This window comes from Streptomyces himastatinicus ATCC 53653, assembly GCF_000158915.1.
Classification (GTDB): domain Bacteria; phylum Actinomycetota; class Actinomycetes; order Streptomycetales; family Streptomycetaceae; genus Streptomyces; species Streptomyces himastatinicus.
In genome coordinates, this window is record NZ_GG657754.1 from 7650185 (window position 1) to 7654458 (window position 4274).

Genomic DNA, 4274 nt, shown 5'->3' on the forward strand with positions numbered 1-4274 from the left:
GTGCTCTTCGTCGACCAGTTCGAGGAGTACGCCACCTCCGAACCCGCCGCCGCCCGCGAGCTGTTCGACCTCCTGATCGCCCTCGGCAGCGAGGCCGGGCCACCCGCGGAACGCGCCCTGCGCATCGTCGTCACCGCCCGGTCCGAAACCCTCGACACCCTGGTGACCCCGCGTACGGCGGATGTGCTCAGCGACGCCACCCGCTTCCTCGCCCCGCTGTCCTCGGATAACTTGCTCCGCGCGATCACCGCCCCGGTCGACGCCGTCCCCGGCCTGTGGTTCGAGCCGGGCCTGCCCGAGCGGATAGCCGCCGACGCCGCGGAAGAGCCCGGACGGATGCCCCTGGTCGAGTTCGCCCTGACCCAACTGTGGGAACGGCGCAGCCGGTCGATGCTCACCCACGCCGCCTACGACGACCTGGGCGGCGTACCCGGAGCGCTGGTCGGCTACGCCGAAGACGTCTTCCGCGACCATGTCACCGAGGCCGAGGAACCCACCGCCCGGCGGCTGTTCGCCCAGCTCACCCGCCCCGACGGCAGCGGGCGCTTCTCGCGTCTGCCCGCCCGTACGGCCGACCTCGAACCCGACCTGCGCGCCCTCGCGCGGCGCCTCGGCCCCACCAAACTGGTGGTGCACGGCCGGGCGCCCGACGGCGAGGAGATCGTCGACCTGGCCCATGAGGCGCTGACGAGACTCTGGCCGCGACTCCAGCGCTGGCTCGTGGACTCCAAGGAGTTCCGGGCGTGGCAGGAACAGCTCCGTGGCGATCTGCGGCGCTGGCGGGAGCAGGGGAACCAACCGGGCGACCTGCTGCGCGGCGGCACCCTGGCGGCGGCCGTGGATCGCCTGGTCCGGCAGCCCGAGGACATCACCCCGGCAGAACGCCACTACATCGAGGCGAGCCGCCGCCACGAGCGACGCGGCAGACGGCGCTGGCGCATCGTGACCGCCGGGCTCACCGCGCTGGTCCTGGTGGCGGCCACGCTGTCGTTCGTCGCCTGGAGCGGCCAGCAGCGGATCGAACAGCAGCGGCGCACCGAGGCGTCCGGCCTGCTCGCCGAGGCCGCCAACCGCCGTGTCGGCAGCCAGCCCGCCACCTCCCTGCAACTGGCCCTCGCCGCGTGGCGCACCGATGGCACACCGCAGGCGTCGGCGGCCCTGCTGCGCCAGTACGTCCGGGGCCAGCGGCTCACCGGCAGTTATCCCGCCATCTGGCCGGGCCGCTTCTCCCGCATGACCGCCACCCCGGACGCCCGTACGGTGGTCATCGACTCGGTCCCGGAGCGGAGCAAGCGCGCCGTCGTGACGGTGGTCACCGGCCTGTTGGAGGGACGCCCCCGCCCGTGGCGGCTGCCGGGCGTCCCGGACCCCGATGTCCGCGGTGCCATCAGCCCGGACGGCCGGAGCTACGCCATCGGCACGGCGGACGGGGACGTCCGCGTCTGGGACCTGCACAAGCGCACCGGACCGCGCGTCCTGCGCACGGACGACGAGTCCGGTCTCAAGGTCAACGGCATCTTTCTGGACTACAGCAGCGACAGCCGGCGGTTGCTCAGAATGCTGACGTCACAGGACGAACGCCGTCCTGGATTCTCCGCGTGGGACGCCCGGACCGGCCGCCGCCTGTCCACCGGACCGGACGTGAAACCTGACCAGTATGTCTCGGACGTCGCTTTCACCGCCGATCCGAGAACGGTGGTGCTCACCAGCGACCCCCACGAAGGTGTCCCCGCTCGGGCGGAACTCCGCGACCTGCGCACAGGCCGCCTGGTGCGGACCGTGTCCGGCGTCGACTCCGCGGTCATCAGGGGAGGTGGCGAACTCCTCTTGACGGACGAGAAGCTCGTCTCACGGGTGCTGAAGGCCGACCGTACGGCCAGGCACGTGGCGAACACGCCCGACGACACCAGCACAAACCCGGACGTCACCGCGGAGTACACCCTCTCGCCGGAGTCCTCCGACGACGGGCACTACGCCCAGCTGACGCTGACCGCGCTGCGCACCGGCAAGACGTACGGGACCAGAGTGCCGCTGTCCTCCTCCGTCAACGCGATCGAGTACCACGGCGTGGGCGCCATGGCGCGTGCCGATGGGACGCTGACCGTCTTCGTCGCCGCGGGGGACGCGCTCATCACCGCCAGGGCGGTGCCGGTGGCGCTGCCCCGGCTCGACCGCGGTACCAGGGCGACCACCGTGCGCATGGAGCCCTCCCCGGACGGCAAGCGTGTGGCCAGGGTCTCCGGAAAGCGTCTGGAGGTCCTGCCCACAGAGGGCAAGGCGGTGACCCCGCCCTCGGCGTCCGGACTGCCGGACGGCTGGTATCCGTTGTGGACGGCGGACTCACGACGGCTCATCCTCTGGAGTCAGGGGCCGCGCCGTTTCCACGTGGTCTCCACGGACGATCCCAGGCGGGGCATCGTGCTGGATCTGGCGGCGATCCTGCCCGGCGGAGCGGCCGAGAAGGTAGAGGCCGTGGAGCCGCTGCGCGGAAGCGAGGTCGCCGTTCTCACCGTGGACGGCACGCTCGTACGGATCGACACGGCCACCGGCAAACCGCTGACCCGGCCGGTGAACGTGGGGCGCATGACGCCCCAGACCGCCTCCAACGCCTTCGCGTCCTACGGACAGCTCCGCGCCCGGCCCGGCCACCCCGGCCAGATAGCGGTGGTCACGCGGGACGGACTCAAGGACGGGAAAGTTCAGCTGTGGGACCTGCACGCACGCAAGCGCCTCAAGACCCTCTCGGTGGGCCCCGTCGAGGGGCGGAACGATGTTGAGCGCACCAACCCGAGCATCGACTTCACCCGCGACGGGGAGCGCATGGCGACGGAGAACTCCGACAACTTCGCGCGGGTGTGGAACGTCGACCAGGGCACCGCGCTGGACAAAACCCTGCCGATCGGTGCCGACGACGACCTGGTCGGCTTCGCCACACGCGACCGGCTGGTCACTCAAGATATGTCCGCGTTCGTGCCCCGTTTCACCGTCTGGGACGTCGACACCGGTGGTTCGGTCGCCGAAATTCCCTACCTCAGCGAGATGCTCACCGCGACCGTCGGCGACGGCCGCATCCTCACCATGGGCGACGACTGGTTCCAGGCCACCGACCTCGACCCGAACCACGCCTTCCGCCGCCTCTGCGCCACCGTCGGCCGCGACTTCACCGCCGCCGAGCGCAAGCTGCTGCCGCCCGGCGCCCCGCGCGACGCGCCCTGCTCCGGCGTGCGCGGGGCGCGTCAGTCCTCGTAGTCGTAGAACAGCCGCTCCACCACCGCCCGCGCCCGCCGCGTCGTGCGGCGGTAGTCGTCGAGCATCTCGCCCACGTGCCCCGGGCCGTAGCCCAAGTAGCGGCCCACCGCGGCCAGTTCGCGGGAGTCGCTGGGGAAGGTGTCGCCCGGGCGGCCGCGGACCAGCATCACGCCGTTGCGGACGCGGGTGGCCAGCACCCACGCTTCGTCCAGGGTCTGGGCGTCCTCGGTGCTGATGAGGTCGGCCGCGTGCGCCGCGGCCAGGGCCCGGCGGGTGCGGGTGGTGCGCAGCCCCGGCTCCGCCCAGCCGTGGCGCATCTGGAGCAGCTGGACCGTCCACTCCACATCGCTGAGACCGCCGCGACCCAGCTTGGCGTGGGTGGTGGGGTCGGCGCCGCGGGGCAGCCGCTCGGACTCCATCCGGGCCTTGAGGCGGCGGATCTCGCGGATGGCGTCGTCGCCCAGCCCCTCCGCCGGATACCGCAGCGGGTCGATCAGCTCGATGAAGCGGGCGCCGAGGTCCGGGTCGCCCGCGACCGGTTCGGCGCGCAGCAGCGCCTGGCTCTCCCAGACCAGCGACCAGCGCCGGTAGTACGCGGCGTACGAGGCGAGGGTGCGCACCAGGGGGCCGGACTTGCCCTCCGGGCGCAGATCGGCGTCGATGAGCAGCGGCGGATCGGCGGTGGGCAGCTGGAGCAGCCGCCGCATCTCGTTGGCCACGGCGAACGCGGCCCGCGAGGCCTCCTGTTCGTCGGCGCCCTCGCGGGGCTCGTGGACGAAGAGCACGTCCGCGTCCGAGCCGTAGCTCAGCTCATGGCCGCCGAACCGGCCCAGTCCGATCACGGCGAAGCGGGTGGGCAGCTCATCGCCCCAGGTGTCGCGGACCGCGGCGCGCAGCGCGCCCGCGATGGTCGCCGCGTTGAGGTCGGAGACGGCGTCGCCGACCATGTCGGCCAGCGCCGCCGGGTCCGTCGGCTCCTCCTCGGCCGGTGCCGCGGGGGCGGCGGGGCGGCCCGGTACGTGGGG

General features: G+C 72.6%; 2 protein-coding genes. One reads left to right on the forward strand and one right to left on the reverse strand.

The window, feature by feature from the left end:
* A partial coding sequence (locus tag SSOG_RS32480; RefSeq protein WP_039939227.1) for a WD40 repeat domain-containing protein occupies positions 1–3249 on the forward strand: 3249 nt, incomplete at its 5' end.
* On the opposite strand, the gene SSOG_RS32485 is transcribed toward SSOG_RS32480, so the two are convergent.
* A partial coding sequence (locus tag SSOG_RS32485; protein ID WP_039939228.1) for a [protein-PII] uridylyltransferase family protein occupies positions 3237–4274 on the reverse strand: 1038 nt, incomplete at its 5' end. The two genes, SSOG_RS32480 and SSOG_RS32485, sit on opposite strands and share 13 nt — an antisense overlap.